Raw genomic sequence first — 22,935 nt, 5'->3', positions numbered from 1 at the left:
CAGCCGGCCGGCGAACCGGCGCCGCCGTCGACAAGCCCCTGTTTATTCCTATTCCGTCCCTACCGAGCCCCGGCGCGACGCCGGCTGTCGGCCCTGCTGCGGCCGAACGCGTCGACGTGCCCCCAGCGGCCCGGGATGTCGAGCAGTTCGATCCGGCCGATCGCGGCCGGCAGGGCGGGGTCGACCGCGAGGTGTTCCTCGTGCGGGTTGAGGCCGAGCATCGTCCGGAGGAACAGCAGCGTCGCCCCGGCCGACCAGCCCTGCGGGCTGCAGGCGGTGGGGTACTCGACCGGGTACTTGGTCAGGGGCCGCTCGTAGCCGGCGAACGCTTCGGGCAACCGCCCGCCGAAGTACTGCGACGCGTCGATGACTGCCTCGGCGATCTGGCCGGCTTCCGTGCGGAAGCCGTAGCGCCACAGGCCCCAGGCGATGATCGAATTGTCGAACGGCCAGACCGTGCCGACGTGGTAGCCGACCGGGTTGTACCGCGCCGCGCTGTCGGCCAGAGTGCGGACGCCCCAGCCGGAGAACATGCTCGGCCCGAGCAGGTGCTGGGCGACCTTCCGGGCCCGGTCCGGTTCGACGATCCCGCTCCAGAGCAGGTGGCCCATGTTGGACGACATGGCGTCGACCGGCTTGCCATCGGCATCGAGGGCGAGCGCGTAGTACTCCCCGTCCTCGATCCAGAAGTCGCGGTTGAAACGGCGCTTGAGGTCGGCCGCCTCGTCTTCCAGCCGGTCGGCGTAGGCGGGGTCGTTCCAGAAGTGCCGGGCCAGACGGGCGCCGCGCAGCTTCGCGTCGTAGGCGTACCCCTGCAGCTCACAGGTCGCACGTGGCAGTCCGGGCAGCCGGCCGTCCCGGTAGGAGACGGCATCCCAGGAGTCCTTCCAGCACTGGTTCTCCAGGCCGTTCACGGTGTTCCGCCGCCGGTACGACACGTAGCCGTTGCCCAGGAGGTCGCCGTACTCGTCGATCCAGTTCAGCGCCGCGCGCGCCTCGAACTCCAACTGTCGCACCAGGCTGGCGTCCCCGCTCCACCGCTCGAATTCGTCGAGCAGGATCACGTACAGGGGGGTGGAGTCCGCCGAACCGTAGTAGGGGCTGTGCGGCTGCTCCTCGAACGCCGCCGATTCGCCGTAGCGGACCTCGTGCGCGATCTTTCCGGGTTCTTCTTCGCGGAAGTCGTCCAGCTTGCTGCCTTGCTGCCAAGCGAGGTCGCGGAGCACCGCCGAGGCGAGTTCCGGCACAAACGGCAGCGTCTGCAGGCTGATGAAGATGCTGTCGCGGCCGAAGATGGTCATGAACCAGGGCAGCCCCGCAGTCGGCAACCGCGTGGGGGAGGCGAGCGGTGAGTACCGCATCGCGGCCAAGTCGACCAGACTGCGCTCGTACGCATTCTGAAGTGGCTCGTAGTCGCACACCAACTGTGGCCTCCCGGCGAGAAAGCCGTCGAGATCCTCCCGTAGCTGCGGCTTCACCCGCCCTCGGTGGGCGTCCAGGCTGGCCCGAATGTCAAGGCCCCGCGCGCCGCGGACGATCGGGAAGACATGCAGCTCGGTGCTCCATCTGCCCCGCGGCTCGATCCGGATGTCGAAGGTCATCCCCCGTTCGTCGACCCGCGCCGCTGCCGTGCTCGAAATGATCGTCTCACGCAGGAATTTGTCTCGTTCATAGCGGAACCGCAGGTGACCGTCCGCCACGCTCGTCAACGTTCTCCCGGTCTTCTGCCGCACGTCCTTGATCTCGAACAGGTCGGCGAAGTCGGTGGCCATCTCCACCCGCACCGTGAGACGGCGCTCCTCGGTGTCGTGGTTGAGTACCGTCAACTGTTCGCTGAACTCCCGGCAGATCTGCTGCTGCCGGATGACCGAGACCTTCGCGTCGACGTAGTGGGTCGGCTCGCCGGGCACGAGGAAGTAGCGGGTTTCGAAGTACTGCAAATCGTCCCGGGACAGGGCGTTGAGCGGTTCGCCGTCGACGGTCAGCACCCAGGTCGACAGGAACCGCGTATCGAACGAGAAGAGCCCCGTGGGAAACACCGGCGACGGGTGAAGGTCGCCACGCTCGTCGCTGACCACGAACGTGTTGCCGTCCAGGATGCTGACGCCTCGCTCGTTCATGATCCCTCTTCCCTGGAGCGGGCGACTGCGCGCGGGTGGTGCGCGCCCGCAGGGCCGGGAAGCAGCCGCTCAAGCGACGGCAGGAGCGCGAAGTCGCCCTCGACGTTGATCTCGTTGCGCAGCAGCGACGCGAAGAGCTTTGCCTGACCCCGGACCAGCCGATCGAACACCGTCTGGTCGCCGCGGATCACCAGGTCCGGCTCCCGGTCCTGCCGCGACACCTCCGTTCCGTCGCCCACCGTGATGAACCAGAAATCGGTCCCCGCAGCGCGTTCGATGTCCAACCGAATAGTGCCCCGGGCCTTCATCGAGACACCGATCGGCGAGGCTGGGTGCCCGCCCAGCCGGCTGAGAAAATCGGCAGTCGAGTCCGTCATCAGAACTTCCTTCCGACCACTCGCGAATCGCACTGCTACAGGCTCACTCACCTCGTTATGAACGGTCATCACCCGAAGCGGGTGAAGTTGCTGGCGCAGGGCCGGACGGCCCGCGGATTAAGAGCAGCCGGGGCCATGGTCCGTTCTTCCTCACCTCGGCCGTGCGGGGTGGGTAGTGAGCAGAGTCCGGACGATGACGCACGCCTCGGTTGCTGTCGGCGTTGCTGTCACCCGACCTACGCATTACGAGTCGGCCGCCGGTTCCTGCTCCCCGGGGCGGTTCCTCTGGTTGACTTGATGCCCGAGTCCGTGGTCGTCCGCCCATGGCCGCCGGCTTGGCTGCTCGATTGGCTGCTCGCCTCATCGAGACCTGCTGGCGCATCGGCCGACCAGGGCTATCCCTGTCCCCCTGCCCGAGCGGCCTCGCGATCCAAAGCCGGGCCCGGCTTTGTCGACCATGAGCGTCCGCCGAGAGCAGTACCACTGACGCGTGTAGCTCGGGTCTCGCTGGGTAAGCCGCCAAGGCTCAAACGGGTGGGTAGCTGTAGTGCCACGGACGAACCAGAGAAAGGCTTGGTTACTGATGCTGGAACAGTTGCACAACTCGGGGTTGAAGGCAGAACACTGCTACCTCGCCGGCATGGTGAGTGTCGGCCTGGCGTTCACAAGCTGGCTGCTTTCCAAGCGGTTCGAACATGCTGGCATCGAACGCGCGGACCGGTGGGGCATCTTTATCGGCGAGTGGGCCCCGACTTTCTTCGCGATGGGTAACGGGCTGCGCACCTACGAAAAATAGCCCTGATCGCCCATCCCGATGCTCCTACCGATGCCAAGCTCCGTCGGCTGCCACCTCGCCGCCGGAGCTTGACCTCTTCGTCCCGAAGGAATGATCGCGCGTCGACGAGCTGAGCGAGCAGCAGCGTTTACCTGCGCGAAGGGTCCATCGCCGTCCGTGGGCGTCCGGCGTCGTTCGCGTCGGTCGTCACCCAGTTGGTCACCCGACGGGCCCCGTCTTCACGACCGCTACCGGTCGCCATGTCGAACCGCGCAACCTGAACACTGCCTTCGGCCGGTTGATCCTCCGAGCCGGTGTCCGGCCAATCCGCTTTCATGACCTGCGACACACCTGCGCGACCCTGCTGCTCGCGGCAGGCCTATCGCCACGAGTCGTCATGGACATCCTCGGCCACGCGCAGATCGCGGTGACCATGAACATCTACGGGCACGTGATGCCGGCCATGCAACAGGAGGCGGCGGGTCACATGGACGCGGCGCTCAGCGAGTCGCAGGCAGGTAATGACGGTGACGAGACACCGTTGCTGTCACTCGCCCCGAAACGACATCTGGGCACCCACCCGTGAGGGTGAATGCCCAGATGATTGCTGGTGCGCCGCCAGGGACTCGAACCCCGAACCCGCGGATTAAGAGTCCGCTGCTCTGCCAGTTGAGCTAGCGGCGCTCGCTGGCAACGGGGAGAACATTAGCACGCCCTCCGAGCCGGGTTCCAATCCGATCCCCGGCTCCCCCCTTCGGTCGAGCTTAAGGGGCATCCAAGGGCAAAACCACCAGGCATACGACGACAGGGGCCTGAGGAGCGGGGTCTATGCGGCACGATGTGCGCCAGGTACGCGAGAACAGAGGTGGGGATGGGCAGGTTCGCGCGGGCCGGGGCGATGGTGGGCGCCCTCGGTCTGATGGCGTCGCTGGCACTGACAGCCTGCAGCGACAAGCAGAAGAAGGCGGAGTTCGTGGGCGGCACCACGCCGGCCACGGCGAGCGCGGCGGCCGATCCCGCCAGCCCGGCGGCGCCGAGCGGTCCGCCGCTGGCGCTGAGCCCGGCCGACGGGGCGAAGAACAAGCCGGTCAGCTCCGAGATCAGCGCGGAGCTGCCCGACGGCGGCAAGGTGTCCGGCGTCACGCTGACCGCGGCAGACGGCAAGCAGGTCGAGGGGCGGCTCCGCGCCGACGGCTCGTCCTGGGTGCCGTCGAAGCCGCTGAAGTACGGCACCCGCTACACGGCCACGGTCACCGCCACCGGCGCCGACGGCGGGACCAGCCAGGGCACCAGCACCTTCACGACGATGGCGAAGCCCAAGTCCATGATCAGCTCCGGCCTGTACCTCTTCGACGACAAGACGTACGGCGTGGCGATGCCGGTGGTCACCGAGTTCCACCCGGGCATCCCGAAGAAGGACCGGGCCGCCGTGCAGAAGCGCATGTTCGTGCACACCGACCCGCCGCAGCCGGGCGCCTGGCACTGGGTCGACAACGGCACCCAGGCCTACTACCGCGCGCCGGAGTACTGGAAGCCCGGCACCACCCTCACCGTCCGGATCGCGCTGGCCGGCATCCCGCTGAGCAACGGCCGCTACGGCAACGTCGACCGCACGGCCACCGCGAAGATCGGCCGGGCGTTCGAGATGAAGGTCGACAACGCGACCAAGAAGATGACGGTGTACGAGGACGGCCAGGTGGTCCGCACCCTGCCGGTGAGCCTCGGCAAGAAGAAGACGCCCTCCTCCAGCGGCACGATGGTGGTGATGGAGAAGAAGGAGTCCACCGTCTTCGACACCCGGGACGACCCGGATCCGGCGAACCGCTACGTCACGGAGATCGACTTCGCGCAGCGGCTCACCTGGGGCGGCGAGTACATCCACGCCGCGCCCTGGTCGGAGCACGTGCAGGGCCGGCAGAACGTCTCGCACGGCTGCGTCAACGTCTCGACGGCGAACGCCAGGTGGCTGTTCGAGAAGACGAAGGTCGGCGACCCGATCACCATCAAGGGCACCGAGCGCAAGCTGGCCGCCGGCAACGGCTGGACGGCGTGGAGTGTGAGCTGGTCCGAGTTCGTCAAGGGCAGCGCCCTGCCGGTGCCCGAGGGCGGTGCGGGGCCGGCGTTCTGACGCGTTTCCACCCGACGACCCGGCGACCGGTCCGCACCCGCGGGCCGGTCGCCGCGTTCCGGGCCGGGTGGCACCGACTCCGGTCGTCCGTCACGCCCCCGACCGCGACGTCGGCGACCGGGTCGCCGCCCCCGGGCCGGCCCGTTGCCCCCGTTGCCCCCGTCACCCCGGGGAACGCGAACCCACCTCGCAAATCCCTCGATTTTTTCAATATTCGGACAGGTTGCCCGACGTGTTTCGGTTCACCCTGAGGAACGGGTATCTGTCCGGATGCGTCAGTGAGGGACGATGGGCAACCGGGGACCACGACTGTGAGGGAATCATGCGAGCTGTCCAGGACCAGCTGATCCGGCGTGGGGACGACCGGCGGGGCGGGCGACGCCGCGGGATCGCGGCGGCGGTGCTCGCCGCGACACTCGCCCTGACCTCCGCCTGCACCGACGGCGGCGGGGGCAAGCCGTCCGGCCGGCAGGACGGCGGCGGCCAGCCCGCCGCGCCGAAGGCCGCGGCCACGATCGTCGAGCCCAAGGCCGACGCGAAGGACGTGCCCGCCTCGACCGGCATCACCTTCACCACCAAGGACGCCCAGGAGACCAGCGTCGAGCTCAAGGACTCGGCCGGCGCGGCCGTCGAAGGCAAGCTCGCCGGGGACGGCACGAGCTGGCTGCCCGCCGGCGCGCTGGAGTACGGCGAGACGTACACCGCCACCGTGACCGCGACCGGCGACGACGGCCGGCCCGCCACGGCGACCAGCACCTTCACCACCATGGCGAAGCCCGGCAAGCAGGTCCGGATCACCAGCTTCCTCGGCGACGACCAGGTGGTCGGCGTCGGCATGCCCCTGATCGTCAAGTTCGGCCGGGCCATCCCGGAGGACTACCGCGACGACGTCCAGCGCCGGATGACGGTCACCTCCACGCCGGCCCAGGAGGGCATCTGGCACTGGGTCAGCCCGACGGAGATCCGCTACCGCCCGAAGGAGTTCTGGCAGGCCGGCAGCACCGTCTCCTACCGGGTCCAGGCCGGCGGCCTGCCGCTCGGCGGCGGCTGGTACGGCCGGACGGACCTCACCGTCGACATCAAGATCGGCGCCGCGGTGATCATGACCGTGGACAACAAGACCAAGCGGATGACCGTCACGAAGAACGGGTCTGTGATCAAGACCATCCCGGTCAGCCTCGGCAAGAAGAGCACCCCCTCGTCGAGCGGCACCATGGTGGTGATCGAGAAGCTGCGCAAGACGGTCTTCGACACCTTCGAGGAGCTGGGCCCCGAGGAGGGCTACCGCACGAAGATCGACTACGCCCAGCGGCTGACCTGGGGTGGCGAGTTCATCCACGCCGCGCCCTGGTCGGAGGGGCAGCAGGGCAGCGTGAACGTCTCGCACGGCTGCGTGAACGTCTCGATGGCCAACGGCGCCTGGCTGTTCGCCAACACCCGGATCGGCGACCCGATCACGGTCAAGGGCACCGAGCGCAAGCTGCAGAACGGCAACGGCTGGACCGACTGGAACATGAGCTGGGAGGAGTACGTCAAGGGCAGCGCCCTGCCGTACGAGCCGGCCGGGGCCGACCCGGACACCAGCGGCGAGCCCGCGCCCAGCCCGACCGCCTGAGCACCGGAAACGCCGAAGGCCCCCTCCGCGAGGAGGGGGCCTTCGGCAACCGGGTGACTGATGGGAATTGAACCCACGACAACCGGGACCACAACCCGGTGCTCTGCCAACTGAGCTACAGCCACCATGCCTTCCGCGCCCGGTCGATCGCCCCGGGCGGGGTGCGGACCAATAATAGCCCCACCCCCGCCCGCCGCGTCCAGCGGGTTCTCCGCCCCGAATCAGAGTTGGGCGGCGATCGCCTTGGCGGTCTCCACGTCGGGGCCGGGCAGCGGCACGAAGACGGTCCGCCGGTAGTACTCCAACTCCCGGATGCTCTCCCGGATGTCGGCCAGCGCCCGGTGCGCGAGCCCCTTCTGCGGCTGACCGAAGTACACCCGCGGATACCAGCGGCGGCACAGCTCCTTGATCGAGGAGACGTCGATCATCCGGTAGTGCAGGTGCGCGTCGAGGCGCGGCATGTCCCGGGCGATGAAGCCCCGGTCGGTGGCGATCGAGTTGCCGCACAGCGGCGCGCTGCGCGGGTCCTTGACGTGGCTGGCGACGTAGTCGAGGACCATGTCCTCCGCCTCGGCCAGGGTCACCGTCGAGCGCCGGACCTCCTCGGTCAGCCCCGACTTGCCGTGCATCGTGCGGACGATCTCCGGCATCGCCTCCAGCGCCGCCTCGTCGGCGTGGATCACCACGTCGACACCCTCCCCGAGCACGTTGAGATCGGGATCGGTGACGAGCGCGGCGACCTCGATCAGCTTGTCCCTGCCGAGGTCCAACCCGGTCATCTCACAGTCGATCCAGACGAGAAGATCAGCCACCGGCCCAGACTACGCGCAGCCCCGCCGGCCGCGCGCCCGCGCACCGTGGCGCGACCCGACCGCTAGGGTTTCCCCGTGCCAGCCGAACCCGCCGCACCGCCCGCCGTCACCGACGACGACCCCGGCGGCCGTACGGTCCGTCGGCTCGCCGCCGTGCTGGCGCTGGCCGCCGTGCTGCCGGCGCTCTACCTGCCCGGGCTGGTACACGACTTCTTCGACCTGAAGATCTACATGCGGGCGATGGACTGGTGGGCGGCCGGCAACCCGCTCTACGACTACGTCCAGCCCGACCGGGTGCAGGGCGAGCTCTACTTCACCTACCCGCCGTTCAGCGCGCTGCTGCTGCGCCCGTTCGCGTTGCTTCCGCTGGGCGTCACCGTGACGATCTTCACTATCCTGACCGTGCTCGCGGTGGTGGTCACCACCCGCTGGCTGTCGGCGCCGGTGATCGCCCGGCACGGCCTGCCCCGTGTGTTCACCCTCACGGTGGCGGTCCTGCTCGTGCTGGCCGTGGAGAGCACCCGGGAGACGATCACCTTCGGTCAGATCAACATGCTGCTGGTCGTGCTGATCCTGGCCGACCTGCTCTTCGCCGTACCCCGGGCGGCTCGCTGGGCCGGCGTGGGTGTCGGGCTGGCGACGGCGCTCAAGCTCTTCCCAGGCATCTTCATCGTCTACCTGCTGGCCACCCGGCGGTGGCGGGCGGCGGCGGTGGCCAGCGCGACGGCCGCCGCCGCGACCCTGCTCGCCGCGGCGGTCGCGCCGCGTGACTCGTGGCGGTTCTGGACCCACGAGCTGTGGGCGACCGACCGGGTCGGCCGCACCGACTACACCGGCAACCAGTCGCTGTTCGGGCTGCTCAGCCGCATCACCGCCCCGGAGAAGCCGGACCGGCTGCTCTGGCTGCTGCTGGTCGCGGCCGTCGCCGGGTACGGGCTGTGGCGGGCGACGCGGGCCGCCCGGGCCGGGGACCCGCTCACCGGGCTCGCCCTCACCGGGCTGGTCGGCGCGCTGGTCAGCCCCATCACCTGGACCCACCACATCTACTGGTTCATCCCCGCGGTGGTGGTGCTGGCGGACGCGGCGCTGAGCGCCGACCCCGGCACCGGCGAGGGCCGCCGCCGCCGGAACGGGCTGGCCGCGCTCGCCGTCGGCACGACCGCCCTGATCGTGTACGGCGTGGTGACCTTCTACGACTGGGGCGTCGCCCCGGTGCGCACCGACTCGCCGGGCGAGTTCCTGGTGCGCAACACGTACGTGCTGCTGAGCCTGCTGCTGCTGGTGGCGCTGCCAGTTGGGCGCCGGGCCGGGAAGTCGCACCAAATGGACAGTCTTCCCGAGTAGCCCCTTCACCGCTAATCTGGTCACAACTACCTCAGGTGTCTCTCGGGTAGCACCGATCCCCCGGTGAAGGCGGCCCTCCGCGTCGGCAGCGCGGAGGGCCGCTCGCCGTTCGGCCCGCCCGGGCACGGTCAGCGCGCGGCGTCCGGGAAATCCGGGGTGGCCGGGCAGTCCGGGGTGGCCGGGGAATCCGGGGTGGCCGGGAAGGCCGGGGTGACCGGGAAGTCCGGACGGGGTCGGCCCTCCGTCGGGGCCGGTGCGGCCGTCGCCTCGGCAACGGCCGGCGGCCATGCCAGGCTGAGGGTCACCTCGGGCGGGCGGACCGCCGGGTCGCCGCCGGCGAGGTCGGCGAGCGTCGCGGGGCGGCGCGCGGGCACCGGCCCGATGGCGGCCCGGGACCGCGCGGGGCCCGCGCCGACCGAGGCGAGTTGACGCCCGACCCGGGACCGGTCGCTGTCCCGGGTCGGCTGGGCACCCAACCCGCTGAGCGAGATCACGCCGAGCCGCCCGGCCAGCACCGGCACCTGGTCCGGTTCGACCACGAAAACCACCTCGCGCGGGCGTACCGGGCGCAACAGGAGCAGCACGGCGAGCACCACCGCCAGCACCCCGCCGGCCAGCAGGCCCGCGGTCGCCGAGGCGGTCCAGCCGGCCCGCAGCCCGGCGCGCAGCTCCAGGGTCAGGTCGGCACGCCCGTCGGGACGCATCACCACCAGGCTCAGCCGCCGGTCGGCCAGCTCCTGCGGGGACCACTCCAGCGCGCCGATCCCCTCGCGTACCCAGAAGGGCTGGCCGATCGGCGTGACGGCCGGCGCGGCGCCGGCGGCTGGTGTGGAGCCGGCGGGCGGCGTGGTGCCGGCGGGCGGCGTGGTGCCGGCGGGCGGCGCGGCGGGCTCCAGCCGGACCGGCAGCGGACCCCGGGCCAGGGCCACCCGGCGGACCTCGGCGTGCGGCACCGGGTCGAGCCAGCGCCGCACCTCGCCGGCGGGGGCCAGCCCGACGAAGGCCGGGCCGTCGGCCGTGCGGGCGTCCAGCCGGAGGCGGGCCTGCCCGACCCGGGCGAACGGCGCCTCCGCGCGCAGCAGCTCGTCGAGGTCCCGGACGACCACCGCGTGCCCGGGGGTGTGCACGGTCTCGAACCGGGCACTGAAGGCGCCTGCCGGGTCGGTGTGCCGGGTGAGCATCCCGAGCACCCCGCCGGCGAGCAGCGCCGGAATCCCGATGGTCAGCAGCAGCACTCCGCCGAGCGCCCGCACGAACCGCATTCGCCTCGTCCCCCTCCGTAGCCGGATACCCGGCCGACCTTACCGACGAGGACCGACTGATCAGCGGATATCCACGGCACCGGCCCGGAAAGCCGCCGGCCCGCCGGGTACGCCGACGGGCCGGTGGAGGATGCGAGAGGGGCTCACGCCTTCGGCGCGGGCTCCCGCCGGCTCCGCGCGTAGGCGAGACCGCCGAGCAGCAGGCCCCCCGCCCCGGCGACCAGGCCGGCGATGCCGAGCCCGGTGGCCAGGCCGACGCCCTCGGCGTCGTCATCGTTGTCGTCGGCCTGCGCCGGGGCGGCGCCGCCGGTGGGGGCGGCCGACGGCGAGGCCGCGGTGAGGGTGAGCACCGGGGCCGGGCTCTCCGGCTCCTCCCCGCCGGGGGTCGGCTCCTCGATCCAGCGCTGCACGTTGCCGTCGGAGTAGGTCTGCAGCGTCTTGAAGACCATCGTGTCGACCTGCGGCAGCGGGCCCATCAAGACCGGGAACTCCTGGAACTCGCCGGGCTTGACCCCCGCGTTTCCGGTCGCCGTCCAGGTGAGCTTGGCGACGGCCTCGGTGAGCTGGCTGCCGTGCACCTCGATTGGCGGGTCGACCTTGCGCTTCTCCACCGCCACCGTCCAGCCGGGCACCGGCATGGTCGACACGGAGCCCACCGGCGCGTTCTCGGGCAGCACCACCTCCACCTTGGTCGTGGAGGCGGTGTCGCTCTCGTTCGGCACCCGGAAGGCGAACCGGCCGTAGCCGCCCTGGGTCGCCTCCTGCGGATTGACCGTGACGTGGGCGGAGGCGGGCGCCGCGAAGCCGAGGACGGCGGTGGCGACGGCGCCGAGCGCCAGGGCGGCTGCGGCGGCTGCGGTACGCCGGTGACGGATCATCTGGGAGCCTTCCTGTTACCTGATCGGCACGGTGGCGGTCACCGTGGCCTGGTCGATGTCGGACGTGCGGACGGTCACGCGCAACTGCCACTCCCCCGCCGCCGGCAGGTTGACCTCGCCGGTGGCGTGGTTGTCGGTCAGCGGCAGCAGCGGGACCTCGATCGGTTCGATCCCGGCCGACGGCAGGGCCGCCGTGGCGCGCCACTCCACCACCGGCTGCGGCCGGTTGTCCTTCGTGTACGCGTAGAAGTGCACGGTGTTGTTGCCCCGCTCGGCCGGGTCCAGCTCCACCTGGAGGGAGTAGATCGGGCTGGACAGCGTCGTGGAGAAGTAACCGGGGGAACCGCCCGTCACGTCGGAGCCGGCGGTACGGGCCGGGGTGGTCTGCACCAGGACGGCGGTCAGGCCGAGCACCACCGCCGTGATCGCCAACTCCGCCCAGACCGCCCGCCGCATCGGCGCCGGCCGGCCCGCCGCCGTGCGCCGGCGCACCAACTGCCGGGAGTACGCGGCCACCGCGATGACCAGCGCGAACAGCCCGATCTTGCCGAGCAGCAGCCGCCCGTAGGTGGTGTCCACGAGCGCGCCCGGCGTGGCGACCTCGATCAGCGCCTGGACGGTGCCGGCGAGCAGCAGCGCCGAGACGGCCAGCGTCGCCCAGCGCGACCAGATCGGCAGGATCGCGCCCAGTTCCCGCTCGTCGGCCCGGCGCAGCAGGAAGCCGGCGAGCATCACCAGCCCGCCCAGCCAGACGGCCATGCTGCCCAGGTGGACGGCGTCGACGACCACGGAGACCGCCGGAGCGGGCGAGGCCGCCGGGTGCCCGGCCAGCGGCCAGGTCAGCAGGGCCGCCACCCCGAGGATGCCCAGGATCACCAGGTCGGCGCGGCCGACCGGCCCGGCCAGCAGCGGCCGGAGCAGGAACGCCGCCGCGGCCAGCAGGCCCAGCCGCACCAGGTGCGCCGCGCCGAAGGTGCTGCCCAGCACCGCGCTCAGCCCCTCGCCGGTCACGTCGAACACGCCCCCGCCGGCGGTGTAGGGCACCTGGAGCAGGAGGTTCGCCACGGTGGAGAGCATCACCAGGCCGAGCCCGGCCCAGGCCAGCCGCGCCGGGCCCTGCCGGGGCAGCCGCCGGGGCCACAGCGCGGCGAGGACCATCGCCGGGCCGACGAGCAGCAGCAGGCCGGCATAGCCGACGTACTTGGCGACCTTGACCGCGTTGCCGACCACCGGGTCGGCCCGGCTGTCGTCCCCGGTGTCGACCGGGGGCGTGGAGGGCGCGCCGACGGAGTAGGTGAACGCGCCGGAGACCGGATGGCTGTCGGCGGAGATCACCCGGTAGCTGACCAGGTAGGTGCCGCGCCCCCCGGCCGGGTCGACCGGGATCGTGACCACGCTGCCGGAGAATCTCGGCTCACCCCGGTCGGCGCGGGAGCCGTCCGGCGCGATGACCCGGATCTTGCCCGGCACCTTGCGGACGGACTCGCTGAAGGTCAGCACCGCCTCGGCCGGCCCGCTCGACACCACCGCCGAGGCGACCGGGCTGCTGCTCACCAGCACCGCGTGGGCGCTGGCGGGGCCGGCGGGGGCGATCAACAGGGCGACGACGGCGATCAGCAGGCCGGCGGCGGCGGTCAGCCGGGCGAACCGGCGACGGTTGGCGACACTCATGCCGGTCATGCTCGCGGACCCGACCCGCCGGGCGCGAGTCCGATCGCGCGGAACTGCCCGAAGCCCACCGGCCCGCGCGACTCCCTGCTCGGCGTGCGTGCCCGGGGCGGGGCGTGGTCAGCCATGCCGGGCCCGGAGTGGCGTCGACACCGGGCTGCCGGACTCGCCGCTGGCCCGGCCCAGCGCCCACAGCAGCCCCGCCTGCACCACGGCGGCCAGGTGGCCGACCTCGTGCACCAGGGCGGTGGTGGAGTTGGCGATGTCGACGGCGCTGGTGCCGGCCAGGCACACCGCCAGCACCAGCGCCACCGGCACGAACGCGCGGGCCCGCTCCGGCCGCCACGCGGCCAGCGCGAAGCCGACTGCCAGCGCCACATCGAAGGAGGCCATCTCGCGGCTGGTGTGCGGGTCGACGGTCACGCCCAGCCCGGCCAGCAGCACCGGCAGCGCGATCGACAACTGGGCGACGGCGGCGACCGCGACGGCGACCCGCAGCACCTGGCGGCGAGCCCGCCTGGTCGCCTCCGGCGCGTGCCGGGCCGAGACCGGGTCGGCGGCGACCGCCGCGAGCACCGAGGCCGTCAGGTCGGGCACCGACACCGCCCGCACGCGGGCCAGCCGGGTCACCTGCTCGGCCCGGGTCAGCCAGGCGCGGCAGCCGGGGCAACGCGCCGTGTGCGCGTCCAGCACCGCCGACGCCGCCTGCGGGTCCTCGCCGTCCAGCCGCGCCGACAGCGCCGTGCGTACGTCGTCGCATGTCATGAGCGGGTAGTCGTTCAACGTGCCGGGAAAGTTCCCGGCGTGGCGCAGGCCATGGAAGGGCCGAAGGACCCTGCCCCCGCCTGCCGTGCCGCGTAACCTGGGTTGTCGTGATCCCCGCCCCGCGCGACACCTCCGCCGTCGGTCCCGCCGGCGCCGCCGCCGTGCGCGAGTCGGCGACGGGGTGGGCGCTGGCCGCCCGCGACGGGGATCCTGTCGCCCAGGCCGCCTTCGTCCGGCTCACCCAGGCCGAGGTGTGGCGCTTCGCCGCCGCGCTGGTCGACCCGGACAGCGCCGACGACCTGACGCAGGAGACCTACCTGCGGGCGTTCCGGGGGCTGCCGGCGTTCGAGGGGCGGTCCAGCGCGCGAACCTGGCTGCTCGGCATCGCCCGGCGGGCCTGCGCCGACCACCTGCGCACGGTCGTGCGCCGCCGGCGGCTCGACGAGCGGCTCGCGGCCGACGCGGGGGCCGACCGGTCGCACCCCGACCCCGCCGGCCAGCTCGGCGCCGCCGACCTGGTCCGCCGGCTCTCCGCCGAGCGGCGCGGGGCGTTCGTGCTCACCCAGCTGCTCGGCCTGTCGTACGCCGAGGCCGCCGCCGTGGAGGGGGTGCCGGTGGGCACCATCCGCTCCCGGGTGGCCCGGGCCCGCAACGACCTCGTCGAGGCGGTCGGCGACGCCCTCGCCGGATGAGCGGGAACGTGGCCGGGAACCTCCGCGGCGGACGCAACGACTAATGATCGTGACTGCACCCCGCATCCGTGTCGGCCGGTGGCCGGCCGTCCGTCCCTGGCTCGGCGTGGCCGCCCGGCTGGGCCTGGCCGCCGTCTGGCTGATCGCCGGTGGCAGCAAGGTCGGTGACCTGGCCGCCTCCGGTCGCGCCGTCAACGCGTACCAGGTCATGCCGTACGACGTCGCCACGGTGGTCGGCGCGGCGCTGCCCTTCGTGGAGCTGGCGCTGGGCGTGCTACTGCTCCTCGGGCTGGCCACCCGGCTGAGCGCCGGGGTCTCCGCGGCGCTGCTGGTGGTCTTCGTCGCCGGCATCGCCTCGGCCTGGGGCCGGGGCCTGGCGATCGACTGCGGTTGCTTCGGCAGCGGCGGCCAGCTCGCCGAGGGGCAGGCGCCGAGCTACCTCCCGGAGATCCTCCGGGACCTGGGATTCCTGGCACTGGCCGGATTCCTGCTGATCTGGCCCCGCACGCCCGTCTCCGTGGACGGCTGGCTGACGGGGGACGCACCTGTGGAGGACGAGAATGAGTAGTCGCAAGGGGCAGAAGGTCGCCGCGCGGGTGGTCCGCGAACAGCTCGCCCGGGAGCAGCGGCGCAAGCGGACGCTCTGGGTCTCCGTGGCTGCCGTCGCCGTCCTGGTGATCGCCGGCCTCATCGGCTGGAGCGTCTACTCCAGCCAGCGCTCCGACGACTTCACCCCGCCGACCGGCGCGAACGAGGCCGGCACCGGCGTCGTCGCCGGCTCGGGCCCGGTCACGGTGGACATCTACGAGGACTTCCTCTGCCCGGCCTGCAAGCAGTTCGAGCAGGTCAGCGGCCCGACGATCGACCAGCTCATCAGCGAGGGCAAGGTCCGGGTCGTCTACCACCCGGTGGCCTACCTCAACCGCTTCTCCACCACCCAGTACTCGACCCGCTCCTCGGCGGCCTCGGGCTGCGCGGCGGAGGGCGGCCGGTACCGGGAGTACGCCAAGGCACTGTTCGACCGGCAGCCGCCGGAGGGCGGCGCCGGGCTCAGCGACGACGAGCTGGTGGACATCGCGGCGGGCGCCGGCATCGACCGGGACGGTTTCGCCTCCTGCCTGCGGGAGGGCACCTTCAAGCCGTGGACGGAGCACGTGACCGACGAGGCCAGCAAGGCCGGCATCACCGGCACCCCGACCATCGTGGTCGACGGCAAGGAGGTCGCCGACCGCAGCCCGGAGGGGATCAAGGCGGCGGTGGAGGCGGCCGGCAAGTGATCCGTGACCTGCTGGCCCGCGCCGGCCTGGTGCTCGCCGCCGCGCTGGCCGCGACGCTGGCGCTCGCCGGGCCGGCGGCCGCGCACGGGGCGGACGCCCCCGACGGCACCGACTACCGCACCGAGGTGACGGCAGTCAGCCCGGCCCGGCCGGGGCTGAGCGTGCGGGTGGTGGAGGCGGGCGCCCGGCTGGAGCTGACCAACACCGGCGACCACGCCGTCGAGGTGGTCGGCTACTCCGGCGAGCCGTACCTGCGGGTGGGTCCCGACGGGGTGTACGAGAACGTCCGCTCCCCCGCGACATACCTGAACCGGACCATCGCCGGGGACACCCGGCTGCCGGCCGAGGCGGACCCGGCCGCGCCGCCGGACTGGCAGCGGGTCGACGACTCGTCCACGGTGCGCTGGCACGACCAGCGGGTGCTCTGGCGCGAGTCGGCGCCGCCGCCGCAGGTGCGGGCCGCCGCAGACCGGGAGCACCGGGTGCGGGACTGGGTGGTGCCGCTGCGCGCCGGCGCCGAGCCGATGGAGATCCGCGGCACCCTGGACTGGGTGCCGCCGCCGGACGCGTACGCCTGGTGGGTGGTCGCCACGGTCGGGCTGCTCGCGGTGGGCGCGCTGGGGCTGCTGCCGCCCGCGTCGGCGCCGGGCGCGCGGGCGCTGGCCGGGCTCGGCGGGCTGCTGGTGCTCGGCGGGGTGGCCGCGGTGGCGTTCACCGTGGGCCGGGAGCTCGATGCCGGGGCGCGGGGCGCCGGCGGCCTGCTGATTGGCCTGCTCGGCGGGCAGGTGTGGGCGCTGCTGACCGGGCTCGCCGCGATCGCCGCCGGGGTGTACGCGCTGGCCCGACGGCCGGCCGCCGACTTCGCGCTGGCGCTGGCCGGCGCCTGCCTGGCGCTCTTCGCCGGGGCGGCGAACGCCGCGGTCTTCGCCCGCGCCGTCGCCCCCGTCCCGTGGCCGGCGACGGCGGCCCGGATCCTGATCGCCGTCGTCCTGGTCGCCGGCGTCGGCGCTGCGGCGGCCGGCGCCCTCCGCCTCCACGCCACCTCCCGCCGCCCCGCCCCGGCCCCCGCCCCCCGCCCCTGACACCTCCGCGATCTTGCACTTTTTCGGCCCTCCACATGAGAGGAAAGCCCCTTTTGCCGGGGCGGCAAGTGCAAGATCGCCGAGGGGGTCCGACGCCGGGGGACGGGGTGGGGTCAGTGGGGGGGTGCGGGTGTCGGGGTGAAGCCGTACGGGAGCTCGAGGCGGTGACGGGACAGGAGGTCCGGGTCGGCCAGGAGGTCCGGCGTCGCACCGTCGGCGACGATCCGACCGGCGTCCAGGATCACCGAGCGGTCGCAGAGTTCCAGGGCGTACGGCAGGTCGTGGGTCACCATGAGCAGCGTCACCGGCAGCCCGCGCAGGATCTCGGCCAGCTCGCGCCGGGCCGCCGGGTCGAGGTTCGACGACGGCTCGTCGAGGACCAGGATCTCCGGGTGCATGGCGAGCACGGTGGCCACCGCCACCCGGCGCCGCTGCCCGAAGGAGAGGTGGTGCGGCGCGCGGTCCCGGTGCCCGCCCATCCCGACCGCGGCGAGCGCCTCGTCCACCCGGGCGGCCAGCTCCGCCCCGCGCAACCCCAGGTTGGCCGGCCCGAACGCCACGTCCTCGGCGACCGTGGGCAGGAAGAGCTGGTCGTCCGGGTCCTGGAAGACGATGCCCACCCGGCGGCGCACCTCGGCCAGCGTGGCCCGGTCCTGGCTGACGGTCAGGCCGCCGACGCTCACGCTCCCCTCGGTCGGGGTGAGGATGCCGTTGAGGTGCAGCACCAGGGTGGTCTTCCCGGCGCCGTTGGGGCCGAGCAGCGCCACCCGGTCGCCGCGCGGCACGGTCAGGTCCACCCCGTGCAGGGCGACGTGCCCGTCCGGGTACGCGTACCGGACGCCACGGACGTCCAGGGAGGCAGCGGTCTGCACGTCTCCGATCATGTCAGCACGACGGCGGTGGCGGCGATGGTGGCCGCCAGGACCGGCACGGTGGCCGCGACCAGCCACTGCCCGGCCGTCGCCGTGCCCGCGCCCTGCCACACCGCCGGCATCCGGCCGGCGTAGCCGCGCGACAGCATCGCCAGGTAGACCCGCTCACCGCGTTCGAACGCGCGCAGGAAGAGCGCGCCGATGCCGGCGGCGAAGCCGCGCAGCTGCCACAGGAAGCGCGGGTCGTCGCCGCGGGAGACCCGGGCCACCCGCATCCGGCGGGCCTCGCCGACCAGCACGTCGAGGTAGCGCAGCATGAACGTGGCGATCTGGGTGAGGATCTGCGGGCAGCGCAGCCGGTCCAGGCCGACGATCAGGTCACGGGTCGTCGTGGTCGCGGCCAGCAGGAGCGACGCGAGCACCCCGAGGGTGCCCTTCGCGACGATGTTCCAGGCCCCGAGCAGCCCGTCGGACGACAGGCTCAGGCCGAGCACGTCGACGCGCTCGCCGGCGCCGAGGAACGGCAGGGCGACGGCGAAGAGCACGAACGGCAGCTCGATCAGCGACCGGCCGAGCAGCCAGCCCGGGCCGACCCGGGCCAGCGCGGCGACCACCGCGACCAGCAGGGCGTACCCGCCGAAGGCCCAGAACGCCTCGCGCGGGGTGGCCACCACGGCGAGGGTGAAGACCACCATCGCCGCGATCTTGGCCTCGGGCGGGAGCCGATGCACCGGCGAGGTGCCCTCCCGGTACAGCACGTGCGCGTGCCCGGCGCCCATCCCCGGCTAGCCCCGGCCCGGCGCGCCGGTCGTGGCGCGCTCGTCGTCGACCGCCTCGCCGTCGGCCGCCTCGCCGTCTCGCGGGCCGCGGCGGCGGACCAGCCAGAAGGCCCCGCCGGCCACGGCGAAGGTGAGCAGCACGCCGAGGACGCCGGACAAGCCGGTGGAGAGGAAATCGTTGTCGATCCCCGCGATGCCGTAGTCGGCCAGCGGGCCGCCGATCTCGTGCTCCTTCTCCTGCTGCGCCGGGCAACTGCCGCCGGTGATGTTGTCGTCGGCGTCGAACGTGCAGCCCTCGCGCAGCGACGAGTCCAGCCCGTCGGGGTGCGACGAGGCGAAGTTGCTCACCACCCCGGCGAGCAGCAGGGCCACCAGCAGCCCGCCGACGACGAACCCCCAGGAACGCTTCCTCACCGGACACCTCCGACGGCCGGGACGGTGGGCGCGGACGCGGGCCGCAGCCCGCGCAGCGCGTAGACGAGATCGGGCCGGACCTTGGCGACGGTGACCACCGTGGTCGCGGTGATCAGGCCCTCGCCGATGCCGATCAGCAGGTGGGCGCCGGCCATCGTGCCGGCCAGGCCGCCCAGGTTGCCGCCCAGGTCGGTGGTGCCGCCGAGCCAGTACTGGAACACGAAGCCCATCGACGCGACCACCACGCTGACCAGGGCGGAGACGAAGGCGGTCACGCCGAGGCCGGTCGGTGTGCGGGGCAGCACCCGCAGCAGCAGCGCGATCAGCAGGTACGCGGCGGCGGTGCCGAACACCGCCATGTTGGTGATGTTGAGCCCGAGCATCGCGACGCCCCCGTCACCGAAGACGAGCGCCTGCACGACGAGCACCACGGCCACGCAGAGCGCGCCGACCCACGGGCCGACCAGCATCGCGGCGAGCGCGCCGCCGAGCAGGTGGCCGCTGACGCCGGCGGTGAAGATCGGGAAGTTGAGCATCTGCACGGCGAAGATGAAGGCCGCGACCAGACCCGCCATCGGCGCCAGCCGGTCGTCCAGGTCGCGCCGGCCGCGCAGGAGGCCGAGGGTCATCGCGGCCACCGCGACGGCCGCGAAGACCGCGGCGACGGGACCGTCGATGATCCCGTTCGAGATGTGCATCGCCAGCGTTTCCACACGACCTCCCACGCGTCGGCGGCCCGTCCGCGCCCCGCGGGGTCAGCGTATTTCCCGTACATCGCTGTTGCCAATATCTGGCAACAGCGCATGGCATCGATCACCGTCCGCCGCACGGACGCCGGGCCGGAGCACGCCCGGGACGCCGGGCCGGCGCGCACCGGACGCCGGGCCGGTGCCGGCGCCGGCGCGTCGCCCGGGGCCGGCGGGCCGGCGCCGGCGGTAGGGTCGTGGCCATGACCGCGCCCGACCGCCTCTCCCCCGGTGACCCCGCGCCCGACTTCCGCCTGCCCACCGACACCGGCGAGACGCTCTCGCTGGCCGACCTGCGCGGCCGCAAGGTCGTGCTGTACGCCTACCCAGCGGCCATGACGCCCGGCTGCACCAAGCAGGCCTGCGACTTCCGCGACTCGCTCGCCTCGCTCCAGGCGGCCGGCTACGAGGTCGTCGGCATCTCGCCGGACAAACCGGAGAAGCTGGCGAAGTTCCGCGAGCGCGACGCCATCACCTTCCCGCTGGTCGCGGACACCGACAAGTCGGTGCTGACCGCGTACGGCGCGTACGGCGAGAAGCAGTCGTACGGCCGGACGGTGACCGGCGTGATCCGCTCGACCTTCGTGATCGACGCCGACGGGAAGATCGAGCGCGCGCTCTACAACGTCAAGGCGACGGGCCACGTCGCCAAGCTGCGCCGCGACCTCGGGCTCGACTGAGGCCGGCCGCCCTCGACCGGTCGCGGGGCCCGTCTCGCCGCCCGGCCGGCGAGACGGGCTCGGCACCGTCGTGACCCGACGCTCTAGACTCAGCGGGTCGGCGGGAGTGGCGTAACGGCAGCCGCGGTAGGTTTAGGTCCTATTGTCCGAAAGGACGTGGGGGTTCGAATCCCCCCTCCCGCACCTTCGGGGTCCGCCCCGCCCGTGCCACCGGCTGCGCTGTCGGACGCGTCACGATCGCGGGTCGGCGCAGGTCCCGCGCGGTCAGGATTGCCCGGTGACCCTGCGCTTCGCCCTCGACCCCGAACTGACCCCCGAGTTGCGCGAGGCGATCGTCGCGCTCTGGGTCGACGTCACCAACGCCGGCGGGGCGGTCGGCTTCGTGCCGCCGGTCACCGCCGCCGACGTCCGGCACACCGCGGACCCGACGTTCGCCGGCATCGCCGAGGGCACGGACCGCCTCCTGCTCGGGTACGCGGGCGACCGCCTCGTCGCCGCGCTGATCTTCTGTGACAACCGGTTCAACCTGAAGGCGCACTGGTGCGTGCTGAAGCGGGTGATGGTCCACCCGGACACCCAGGGCCACGGGTACGGCCTGACGCTGATGCGCGAGGCCGAGCGACTCGGCCGCGAGCTGGGCCGGGAGGCGCTGCACGTGACGGTCCGGGACGGGCTGGGGCTGGACCGCTTCTACCGGCGGCTCGGCTACCGGGAGGTCGGGCGCCTGCCCGGCGCGCTGCGGGTCGCCCCCGGCGACGACCGCGACGAGATCCTCATGTGGCTCGACCTGACCACCCCGCCCGCGCGCTGACTGACCACCCTGCCCGCGCCCGCGCACTGACCGACCACCGCGCCCGCGCCCGCCGCTGACCGACCGCCCGTGCCGCCCCGCGCTGAGCCGACGTCCCGCTCCAGCCGTACGACGCCGCGCCGGTCAACGCTCGACGAGCACCTCGTCGCCGATTCGGACGGTGCCCGTGTCCGTGGGGACGAGGTGCAGCCCGAAGAGCAGCTTCCGCCCGATGTTGCGGTGCCGGCCGAGTGTGCGCAGCGGTTCCTTCCCCCGATCCCCCGTCTCCTGGTCGATGGTGGTGACCACGCAGCGCTCGCACCGCCCGGCGGCGCGGAAGCGCACCCCGCCGATGCGCAGGGGGCGGCCGGCCCAGGAGTCCTCGGCCCAGGCCGCCGGCCCGTCGAGCACCAGGTTCGGCCGGAACCGCGCCATCGGGACCGGCTCCTCCCCGGCGTCGGCGAGCCACCCGTTGAGCGCGTCGAGGGAGGCGACGGTGGTCAGCAGCAGCGGGTAGGCGTCGGCGAAGTTGACCTGGTCACCGGTGTCGTACTCCCGGTCGCCGGCAGGGATGTGCCGGGCCGGTCGCGCGAGCCAGACCAGGCGGGCCGCGCGACCCAGGAACGCGCTGACCCAGGCGTCCGCCGCCGCCCCGGCGGGCAGCGCGGGCACCGGGTGCGGCCGGTCGCGGAAGGTCCGTACCGGGACCGGCTCGCCGGCCACCGGCTCGGGCACGTCGAGGTCGGGGCGGCCCCGGGCGCGCAGCAGCAGGGCGCTCTCGCGGGCCGCCGCGCGGAGCCCGGCCAGCCCGGGCGCCTCCCGCTGGGTGACGCCGACGCCGCGGGCGTCGACGATCATCCAGCGCCGGTCGCCCGCCAGCCCCCAGGGCAGCACGCGCGCGTCGTCGTGGTCGAGCCGGTGGCCACCCTTGACCGGGTACGTATGGATCGCGCTCAGCCGCACCCGGTCACCAGGCCACGCCGATGCCGTCCCCCGGGTACCAGTGGTTGGCCGGGGTCTCCCGGTAGGCGAGAAACTTCCGACCGGTGCGCTCGGCGTGCTCGGCGAGGACGTTGGTGGCGGTGACGTTGTCGGTGAGCAGGATCGCGCCCGGCGCGAGCTTGCCCTCGACGGCCTCGAACTCGCGCTTCTCGTGGGCCCGGCTGTGGTCGCTGTCGTGCAGGAAGAGGTCGACCGGCCGGTCCAGCGCGGCGATGGAGGCGATGGAGTCGCCGATCACCAGGTCGACCACCTCCGACCAGGGCGCGGTCCGGGCGAGGTAGCCGGCCTCGGGGTTGATGTCCAGCGAGGTGACCCGGCCGGGGTGCCCCTCGGCGGCGTTGCGCAGCAGCGCGGCGGCCAGAACGCAACTGCCGAGCCCCTTGTCGACGCCGGTCTCCACGACGTGCTGCGGTCGCGTGGCGCGGACGATCGCGTACCAGCCGATCCGGCGGGCGTAGCGGACGTGCCGGTCGGCGAGGCCCCGGCGGGCCGCGCCGGCGGTGGCGGACTCGATGTGCCGGCGCAGCACGTCGTCCGACTCGATCTCGGCGAAGTACGCGCGGACCTGCTTGACGGGCACGTCGCAGACCACGCTGACGAACCAGGCGAGGTGGTGCCGGCTCAGCTTGGTCAGGTCGTACGTGTAGTTGTGGTGCTCCCGGGAGGTGACCAGCCACCGGGCCGACGTGCGCAGCACCTTGGCGTCGTGGCGGGCGACCCGGGCCAGGCGCTTGGGGAAGGCGGCGACGGGGGCGAAGGGGGTGCGGGCGATGGCTCGCCGGAGCTTCGTTGCGTCCACGAGAGGGTTCTACCAGGCGAAGGGAAACTGGCGCTCGTCGAAGTTTCGGTCAAGAGGT

At 72.9% G+C, this 22,935-nt stretch carries 24 protein-coding genes and 3 tRNA genes; 12 read left to right on the top strand and 15 right to left on the bottom strand.

Translation table 11 applies throughout. The features are described from left to right. Positions 1-59 precede the first annotated feature (59 nt). Both ACGF5C_RS26925 and ACGF5C_RS26920 read right to left on the bottom strand, forming a co-directional pair. Positions 60-2,120 (bottom strand): glycogen debranching N-terminal domain-containing protein, encoded by a 2,061-nt coding sequence (locus ACGF5C_RS26925; RefSeq protein ID WP_393305976.1) that lies wholly within the window; start codon positions 2,118-2,120, stop codon positions 60-62. Then, positions 2,117-2,497 (bottom strand): SCP2 sterol-binding domain-containing protein, encoded by a 381-nt coding sequence (locus tag ACGF5C_RS26920; protein ID WP_393305974.1) that lies wholly within the window; start codon positions 2,495-2,497, stop codon positions 2,117-2,119. Before ACGF5C_RS26920 ends, ACGF5C_RS26925 begins: the two co-directional genes overlap by 4 nt. Positions 2,498-3,080: 583 nt before the next feature. On the opposite strand from ACGF5C_RS26920, the gene ACGF5C_RS26915 reads away from it, so the two are divergent. Together ACGF5C_RS26915 and ACGF5C_RS26910 are read left to right on the top strand one after the other, a co-directional pair. Beyond that, positions 3,081-3,293: a hypothetical protein gene (locus tag ACGF5C_RS26915; RefSeq protein WP_393305972.1), complete on the top strand. Its 213-nt coding sequence runs from the start codon at positions 3,081-3,083 to the stop codon at positions 3,291-3,293. Between the two features lie 109 nt (positions 3,294-3,402). Then, a complete protein-coding gene (locus ACGF5C_RS26910; protein ID WP_393306010.1) occupies positions 3,403-3,858 on the top strand; it encodes a tyrosine-type recombinase/integrase in 456 nt (151 codons plus the stop codon). A gap of 22 nt (positions 3,859-3,880) precedes the next feature. On the opposite strand, the gene ACGF5C_RS26905 is transcribed toward ACGF5C_RS26910, so the two are convergent. Beyond that, positions 3,881-3,956: transfer RNA gene (locus ACGF5C_RS26905), tRNA-Lys, on the bottom strand. Between the two features lie 187 nt (positions 3,957-4,143). Here ACGF5C_RS26905 and ACGF5C_RS26900 point away from each other — a divergent pair. Beyond that, positions 4,144-5,400, top strand: coding sequence for an Ig-like domain-containing protein (locus ACGF5C_RS26900; RefSeq protein WP_393305970.1), 1,257 nt, complete (start codon positions 4,144-4,146; stop codon positions 5,398-5,400). A 322-nt stretch (positions 5,401-5,722) separates the two neighbouring features. Continuing rightward, a complete protein-coding gene (locus tag ACGF5C_RS26895) occupies positions 5,723-7,015 on the top strand; it encodes an Ig-like domain-containing protein (RefSeq protein ID WP_393305968.1) in 1,293 nt (430 codons plus the stop codon). A 52-nt stretch (positions 7,016-7,067) separates the two neighbouring features. Here ACGF5C_RS26895 and ACGF5C_RS26890 read toward each other — a convergent pair. Both ACGF5C_RS26890 and orn read right to left on the bottom strand, forming a co-directional pair. Next, positions 7,068-7,140 (bottom strand) — tRNA-His (locus tag ACGF5C_RS26890). 96 nt (positions 7,141-7,236) lie between these two features. Beyond that, positions 7,237-7,827 (bottom strand): oligoribonuclease, encoded by a 591-nt coding sequence (gene orn, locus ACGF5C_RS26885; protein WP_350702801.1) that lies wholly within the window; start codon positions 7,825-7,827, stop codon positions 7,237-7,239. Positions 7,828-7,902: 75 nt separating this feature from the next. Between orn and ACGF5C_RS26880 the strand changes: the two genes are divergently transcribed. Continuing rightward, positions 7,903-9,171 (top strand): glycosyltransferase 87 family protein, encoded by a 1,269-nt coding sequence (locus ACGF5C_RS26880; protein WP_393305966.1) that lies wholly within the window; start codon positions 7,903-7,905, stop codon positions 9,169-9,171. A 128-nt stretch (positions 9,172-9,299) separates the two neighbouring features. Here ACGF5C_RS26880 and ACGF5C_RS26875 read toward each other — a convergent pair whose 3' ends face one another. The 4 genes from ACGF5C_RS26875 to ACGF5C_RS26860 all read right to left on the bottom strand — a co-directional run bounded on the left by ACGF5C_RS26875 (position 9,300) and on the right by ACGF5C_RS26860 (position 13,744). Further along, positions 9,300-10,433, bottom strand: a complete 1,134-nt coding sequence (locus ACGF5C_RS26875) for a hypothetical protein (RefSeq protein WP_393305964.1) — start codon at positions 10,431-10,433, stop codon at positions 9,300-9,302. 143 nt (positions 10,434-10,576) lie between these two features. Further along, entirely contained in the window at positions 10,577-11,311 is a 735-nt protein-coding gene (locus ACGF5C_RS26870; RefSeq protein ID WP_393305962.1) for a YcnI family protein, read from the bottom strand. Between the two features lie 15 nt (positions 11,312-11,326). Then, positions 11,327-12,991: a copper resistance CopC/CopD family protein gene (locus ACGF5C_RS26865; protein ID WP_393305960.1), complete on the bottom strand. Its 1,665-nt coding sequence runs from the start codon at positions 12,989-12,991 to the stop codon at positions 11,327-11,329. Positions 12,992-13,099: 108 nt separating this feature from the next. After that, positions 13,100-13,744: a zf-HC2 domain-containing protein gene (locus ACGF5C_RS26860; protein WP_393305958.1), complete on the bottom strand. Its 645-nt coding sequence runs from the start codon at positions 13,742-13,744 to the stop codon at positions 13,100-13,102. Positions 13,745-13,851: 107 nt separating this feature from the next. Between ACGF5C_RS26860 and ACGF5C_RS26855 the strand changes: the two genes are divergently transcribed. From ACGF5C_RS26855 to ACGF5C_RS26840, 4 genes are read left to right on the top strand one after another with little or no spacing between them, the layout of a single operon-like run. Beyond that, positions 13,852-14,436 (top strand): sigma-70 family RNA polymerase sigma factor, encoded by a 585-nt coding sequence (locus ACGF5C_RS26855; protein WP_393305956.1) that lies wholly within the window; start codon positions 13,852-13,854, stop codon positions 14,434-14,436. Positions 14,437-14,479: 43 nt separating this feature from the next. Then, a complete protein-coding gene (locus ACGF5C_RS26850) occupies positions 14,480-15,004 on the top strand; it encodes a MauE/DoxX family redox-associated membrane protein (RefSeq protein ID WP_393305954.1) in 525 nt (174 codons plus the stop codon). Next, positions 14,997-15,713 (top strand): DsbA family protein, encoded by a 717-nt coding sequence (locus ACGF5C_RS26845; RefSeq protein ID WP_393305953.1) that lies wholly within the window; start codon positions 14,997-14,999, stop codon positions 15,711-15,713. Before ACGF5C_RS26850 ends, ACGF5C_RS26845 begins: the two co-directional genes overlap by 8 nt. Further along, the gene (locus ACGF5C_RS26840; protein ID WP_393305951.1) at positions 15,710-16,795 is read left to right on the top strand and encodes a hypothetical protein; all 1,086 of its coding nucleotides are present in this window, start codon (positions 15,710-15,712) and stop codon (positions 16,793-16,795) included. Before ACGF5C_RS26845 ends, ACGF5C_RS26840 begins: the two co-directional genes overlap by 4 nt. A gap of 113 nt (positions 16,796-16,908) precedes the next feature. Here ACGF5C_RS26840 and ACGF5C_RS26835 read toward each other — a convergent pair whose 3' ends face one another. From ACGF5C_RS26835 to ACGF5C_RS26820, 4 genes are read right to left on the bottom strand one after another with little or no spacing between them, the layout of a single operon-like run. Then, complete coding sequence (locus tag ACGF5C_RS26835) at positions 16,909-17,679, bottom strand: energy-coupling factor ABC transporter ATP-binding protein (RefSeq protein WP_393305949.1); 771 nt, start codon at positions 17,677-17,679, stop codon at positions 16,909-16,911. After that, complete coding sequence (cbiQ, locus tag ACGF5C_RS26830) at positions 17,676-18,446, bottom strand: cobalt ECF transporter T component CbiQ (RefSeq protein WP_393305947.1); 771 nt, start codon at positions 18,444-18,446, stop codon at positions 17,676-17,678. The genes ACGF5C_RS26835 and cbiQ overlap by 4 nt, the downstream gene beginning before the upstream one ends. A gap of 6 nt (positions 18,447-18,452) precedes the next feature. Beyond that, positions 18,453-18,860, bottom strand: a complete 408-nt coding sequence (locus ACGF5C_RS26825) for a PDGLE domain-containing protein (protein WP_393305945.1) — start codon at positions 18,858-18,860, stop codon at positions 18,453-18,455. After that, positions 18,857-19,573: an energy-coupling factor ABC transporter permease gene (locus tag ACGF5C_RS26820; RefSeq protein WP_393305943.1), complete on the bottom strand. Its 717-nt coding sequence runs from the start codon at positions 19,571-19,573 to the stop codon at positions 18,857-18,859. Before ACGF5C_RS26820 ends, ACGF5C_RS26825 begins: the two co-directional genes overlap by 4 nt. A gap of 236 nt (positions 19,574-19,809) precedes the next feature. Between ACGF5C_RS26820 and bcp the strand changes: the two genes are divergently transcribed. The 3 genes from bcp (at position 19,810) to ACGF5C_RS26805 (ending at position 21,097) form a co-directional block, all read left to right on the top strand. After that, the gene (gene bcp, locus ACGF5C_RS26815; RefSeq protein ID WP_350676747.1) at positions 19,810-20,286 is read left to right on the top strand and encodes a thioredoxin-dependent thiol peroxidase; all 477 of its coding nucleotides are present in this window, start codon (positions 19,810-19,812) and stop codon (positions 20,284-20,286) included. A gap of 100 nt (positions 20,287-20,386) precedes the next feature. Continuing rightward, a tRNA-Leu gene (locus ACGF5C_RS26810) sits at positions 20,387-20,469 on the top strand. A gap of 94 nt (positions 20,470-20,563) precedes the next feature. Beyond that, positions 20,564-21,097 (top strand): GNAT family N-acetyltransferase, encoded by a 534-nt coding sequence (locus ACGF5C_RS26805; protein WP_393305941.1) that lies wholly within the window; start codon positions 20,564-20,566, stop codon positions 21,095-21,097. 123 nt (positions 21,098-21,220) lie between these two features. On the opposite strand, the gene ACGF5C_RS26800 is transcribed toward ACGF5C_RS26805, so the two are convergent. Together ACGF5C_RS26800 and ACGF5C_RS26795 are read right to left on the bottom strand one after the other, a co-directional pair. Continuing rightward, positions 21,221-22,039, bottom strand: coding sequence for an MOSC domain-containing protein (locus ACGF5C_RS26800; RefSeq protein WP_393305939.1), 819 nt, complete (start codon positions 22,037-22,039; stop codon positions 21,221-21,223). A gap of 4 nt (positions 22,040-22,043) precedes the next feature. After that, positions 22,044-22,877: an O-methyltransferase gene (locus ACGF5C_RS26795; RefSeq protein WP_393305937.1), complete on the bottom strand. Its 834-nt coding sequence runs from the start codon at positions 22,875-22,877 to the stop codon at positions 22,044-22,046. Between the last annotated feature and the right edge of the window lie 58 nt (positions 22,878-22,935).

The sequence above is a fragment of the Micromonospora sp. NPDC047620 genome (assembly GCF_043205005.1).
In the GTDB taxonomy this organism is placed as follows: Bacteria; Actinomycetota; Actinomycetes; order Mycobacteriales; family Micromonosporaceae; genus Micromonospora.
The sequence above is the reverse complement of the archived record's forward strand: the minus strand, read 5'-3'. Positions and strand labels throughout refer to the sequence as shown.

Excerpts from the sequence above, each read along its gene's own strand:
- cbiQ (WP_393305947.1), bottom strand. The coding sequence starts at position 18,446 with ATGGGCGCCGGGCACGCGCACGTGCTGTACCGGGAGGGCACCTCGCCG.
- ACGF5C_RS26870 (WP_393305962.1), bottom strand. The coding sequence starts at position 11,311 with ATGATCCGTCACCGGCGTACCGCAGCCGCCGCAGCCGCCCTGGCGCTC.
- ACGF5C_RS26865 (WP_393305960.1), bottom strand. The coding sequence starts at position 12,991 with ATGACCGGCATGAGTGTCGCCAACCGTCGCCGGTTCGCCCGGCTGACC.
- ACGF5C_RS26925 (WP_393305976.1), bottom strand. The coding sequence starts at position 2,120 with ATGAACGAGCGAGGCGTCAGCATCCTGGACGGCAACACGTTCGTGGTC.
- ACGF5C_RS26845 (WP_393305953.1), top strand. The coding sequence starts at position 14,997 with ATGAGTAGTCGCAAGGGGCAGAAGGTCGCCGCGCGGGTGGTCCGCGAA.
- ACGF5C_RS26895 (WP_393305968.1), top strand. The coding sequence starts at position 5,723 with ATGCGAGCTGTCCAGGACCAGCTGATCCGGCGTGGGGACGACCGGCGG.
- ACGF5C_RS26920 (WP_393305974.1), bottom strand. The coding sequence starts at position 2,497 with ATGACGGACTCGACTGCCGATTTTCTCAGCCGGCTGGGCGGGCACCCA.
- bcp (WP_350676747.1), top strand. The coding sequence starts at position 19,810 with ATGACCGCGCCCGACCGCCTCTCCCCCGGTGACCCCGCGCCCGACTTC.
- ACGF5C_RS26875 (WP_393305964.1), bottom strand. The coding sequence starts at position 10,433 with ATGCGGTTCGTGCGGGCGCTCGGCGGAGTGCTGCTGCTGACCATCGGG.
- ACGF5C_RS26860 (WP_393305958.1), bottom strand. The coding sequence starts at position 13,744 with ATGACATGCGACGACGTACGCACGGCGCTGTCGGCGCGGCTGGACGGC.
- ACGF5C_RS26900 (WP_393305970.1), top strand. The coding sequence starts at position 4,144 with ATGGGCAGGTTCGCGCGGGCCGGGGCGATGGTGGGCGCCCTCGGTCTG.
- ACGF5C_RS26915 (WP_393305972.1), top strand. The coding sequence starts at position 3,081 with ATGCTGGAACAGTTGCACAACTCGGGGTTGAAGGCAGAACACTGCTAC.
- ACGF5C_RS26835 (WP_393305949.1), bottom strand. The coding sequence starts at position 17,679 with ATGATCGGAGACGTGCAGACCGCTGCCTCCCTGGACGTCCGTGGCGTC.
- ACGF5C_RS26850 (WP_393305954.1), top strand. The coding sequence starts at position 14,480 with ATGATCGTGACTGCACCCCGCATCCGTGTCGGCCGGTGGCCGGCCGTC.